Raw genomic sequence first — 3,648 nt, forward strand, 5'->3', positions numbered from 1 at the left:
GATCTGGACAAACACCTCGTGGTAGCGGCTTCCGAGCAGCTCCTCCAGCTGGCTGAGCAAAGCGTCGTCGGTGCTTGCCTGCGCCGAGGCTGAAACCTTGAACTCCCCGATCGTGCTGGGAAGGTCGACATCCGCACCCCCAGCCGACCGGATCTTGCTCACCACTCTCCAGACGTACGTCTTTCCGTCCTCCAGGGGTCTTCCGCCGGAATAGAGAAACGAATTCTGACCCGACAGCTCCACCTCGAGCATCGCGGGCTTCCGGTCGATGGCATCCTCGCGGGATTGATCGGGCGTCCTCTCGGCGACGGTCAGAACCGCGCGGTCGCTCTCCTGGTAGAACTCGAAGAGGGGAAACTCGTTCGTCACCTCGTCGTCCCGGGGAGAACGGAGCTCCACACTCGACGGGTTGCGGAGAACGATCGTTACCACTTCCTGCGTGCAACCGAGATTGGTGAGGCCGAGATGAATCGTGTATGTCCCCGCGGGGAATTGGCCGGTGGCAAGAGCGCCGTCCTGAAGCTTCGATTTTGCCGCGTCATCGAACTCGAACGTCTCCGTCTTGACGTCGCCCCCTGTGCCGAGGTTCAAATTTGTGATCGTTCTGATCCCCTGGTGAGGAACCGTGAACGCCTTTGTGGTGAGCTGGACCGCGTTCGAAAAATTTCCGGAATTGTCCGCGAGCGCAATGTCTAGCGTCAGATGCAGGACTACGACAGCATCAAGCAGGTTATCATTCCGCAGGCTGACAGTAAACAGAAGGTTGGTCCCCTGGAAGTGCGCAAAATCGACATCCGCAAGGGTGAGCTGTTGCGCGGCGGTATGGCTGACTTCCATGGTCACAGGGCATTGCGCCCTGGCGACGGTCGAGGCGGCAAAGAAGATCGCGGCGACCCACAGCGGCGACACCCGTGCCGGAAACAAACCCTGAAGCATAGTTCTCATGACAGCCCCGTTCTAATGATGCGGAGTATAGCGATTTCCCGCAAGTTTAGCAATCCACTCTATTAGTATGCTGCAATACGCAGCCAATTTCAATGGGGGGTGTGACTTTGATCACGCGAGGTGATCAAAAACGGGAAATATCGTTGTAAATGATGAGAGCCATGAACGCGAGGAGCAGGATGAACCCTGCCTGCTGGATCTTGAGTTTGACGCGATGAGGGATCTCCCGCCCGATAGCCTTCTCGTACAGCATCATTGCTAGATGGCCTCCGTCGAGGGCGGGGATGGGAAGAATATTGAGGATTGCGAGGCTCATGCTGAGCATCGCCATGAAACCGAGAAATTCGAGTAATCCGTATTCGGCGCTTCTGGTGGCGAGCTGAGCGATCGCGATCGGCCCGCCGAAGGAGTCGCGTATGGATGTCTTGCCGGCCACAATCTTGCTGATCGTGAGGTAAAAGAGGTAGACGGCCTCCCCTGTCTTTCCGATTCCCGCGGGCAGCGCCTGAAGCAGCGAGTACTGGATCCGCCTGACCGGTCCGGTGTAGGTGGGCTCGATGAGAATACCGATGCGGCCTTCCTGCGTGACCGTCGTGGTGCCCGACAGGAACTCCGCTCCCCGTTTCCACCGGAGATTCATGGACTTGCCCGCCCGCTCGTGGATCATGTCCGAAACCTGGGGATACCCGACGCGGACCGATTCGACCTGGACGATGATATCGCCGGCTTTCAGGCCCAGCTTATCGGCCGGACTCTTGGGCTCAACCGCCCTGAGGACAGGGATCAGTTGTGCTTCGACGATGCCGAACGGTCTGTCTGCCTGGGCGCCGGCGTTTTTCCTGAGGGCGAGAACCGAGACGCGACTGCCGTTTCTCTCGACGTCGAAGGTGATGTCGTTTCCCATGTTTTCAATATAGACCTGGTTCTCGATCTCCTCCCAGTCTTCCACCGCCTTGCCGTTGATCGAGAGGATCTTGTCGCCCTGGAGCAGCCCCGCCTTCGAGGCGGGAGTTTCGGGGCTGACATACCCGATTTCGGTCGTCTCTTTTGTGACCTTCCCGTTGACGTAGCTGATCGCCCAGAAAATTGATATCGCGAGGAGCACGTTCATGATCACTCCCGCGCAGATCACCAGCATCCTGGCCCTGAGCGGCTTGGCGCGAAATTCCCATGGTTGGGGCTGGTGGTCAAGGAAATCCGTGTCGAAACTCTCGTCGATCATTCCGGCGATTTTTACATACCCGCCGACCGGGATCCATGAAAGACAATAATCCGTTTCACCGATCTTGATGCCGAACGCCCTCGGGGGAAAGCCGATCGAAAACCTGTCGACTCGCATTCCGGTCAGTTTGGCCGCCAGGAAATGCCCAAGCTCGTGGATGAATATGAGCACGCCGAGCGTGATGGCCGTGTACATCAGCATGTTCAGGGTCTGCATGTCATCCTCCCGTCACCAAACGGCCGCTCGATTCGCGGACAAACTCCCGGGTAACCCTGTCGGCCTCCATGACTTCCTCCAGGGTCCCCGCTCCCGTGACCGGAACGTGGTCCAGCGATTCCCGGATCAGAGCGGGGATCTCATCGAACCGGATCCTGTTCCCCAGGAAGAGTTCCACCGCGATCTCGTTCGCCGCGTTCAGAATCGCGGGGGCCGTCCCGCCGCGGGCGAGCGCGTGGTACGCGAGATCCAGACACTCGAATTTGGCGAGGTCCGGTTTGAAGAAGGTCATCTGCTTCAGCTCGCAGAAGTCCACTCTCTTGAAGAGGGATGTCGCCCGTTGCGGGTAGGTGAGAGCATACTGGATCGGGATCTTCATGTCGGGCATCCCGAGCTGGGCCTTCACCGATCCGTCGACGAACTCCACCATCGAATGAATGATCGATTGCGGATGGATCAGGACGTCTATTTGAGAGGCCGGGAGACCGAACAACCAGTGCGCTTCGATCACCTCCAGCCCCTTGTTCATCAGGGTGGCGGAATCGATTGTGATCTTGTTGCCCATTTTCCAGTTCGGGTGGTTCAGGGCGGCTTCGACGGTCACCGCCGAAAAATCCGATTTCTGCATCGTGAGAAAGGGCCCGCCGGATGCGGTCAGGATCAATCGCGAGATGTTCGCTCGGTCTTCCCCCGCCAGGCATTGCAAAATCGCGCTATGCTCGCTGTCGACGGGAATGAGCGTCGCGTGGTGTTCCTTGACCATCCGGGTGATGATCTCGCCCGCAACAACGAGCGTTTCCTTGTTGGCGAGCGCGACGGTCCGGCCCCGCTTGATCGCTTCGATCGTCGGCCCGAGGCCGGCGAAGCCCACGAGGGAGCTGATGACGATGTCGATATCGTCGTGGCTGACCAGTTCCCGGAGTCCTTCGTCGCCCGCGAAGACGCTGAGCGATCCGTTGCTAATCTGTTTAAGGGCGGCAGCGGAGGAGCGGTCCCGGACAGCAACGCCTTTGGGTTGAAACCTCCGGATCTGTTCCTGGAGCAGGTCGATGTTGGTGTTGGCGGTCAGGTAGGCGACGCGAAACTGGGTTGGGAAGCTGGCAATCACCTCGAGGCTGTGCCTTCCGATGGAGCCCGTCGACCCGAGTATGCAGATGTTCTTCATTTGGGAATAAAGTTCGTCCCGCCTACTCCGTCATTCGGGGCAAACGGGACATTTTGGTGTTAAAAGGTACAGAAATCCCCGGCGGAATCCAAACCAACGA

The 3,648-nt window shown here is 58.6% G+C and carries 3 protein-coding genes; all 3 read right to left on the reverse strand.

Annotated elements, in window-relative coordinates:
- Positions 1 to 945, reverse strand: a 945-nt coding sequence (locus tag VI215_00335) for a hypothetical protein (protein ID HEY6190751.1), incomplete at its 3' end; no start/stop codon positions are given.
- Positions 946 to 1,069: 124 nt separating this feature from the next.
- Positions 1,070 to 2,383: an RIP metalloprotease RseP gene (rseP, locus tag VI215_00340; protein HEY6190752.1), complete on the reverse strand. Its 1,314-nt coding sequence runs from the start codon at positions 2,381 to 2,383 to the stop codon at positions 1,070 to 1,072.
- Between the two features lies 1 nt (position 2,384).
- The gene (locus VI215_00345; GenBank protein ID HEY6190753.1) at positions 2,385 to 3,548 is read right to left on the reverse strand and encodes a 1-deoxy-D-xylulose-5-phosphate reductoisomerase; all 1,164 of its coding nucleotides are present in this window, start codon (positions 3,546 to 3,548) and stop codon (positions 2,385 to 2,387) included.
- Positions 3,549 to 3,648 lie beyond the last annotated feature (100 nt).

This window comes from Bacteroidota bacterium, assembly GCA_036522515.1.
In the GTDB taxonomy this organism is placed as follows: Bacteria; Bacteroidota; Ignavibacteria; order UBA10030; family SZUA-254; genus VBOC01.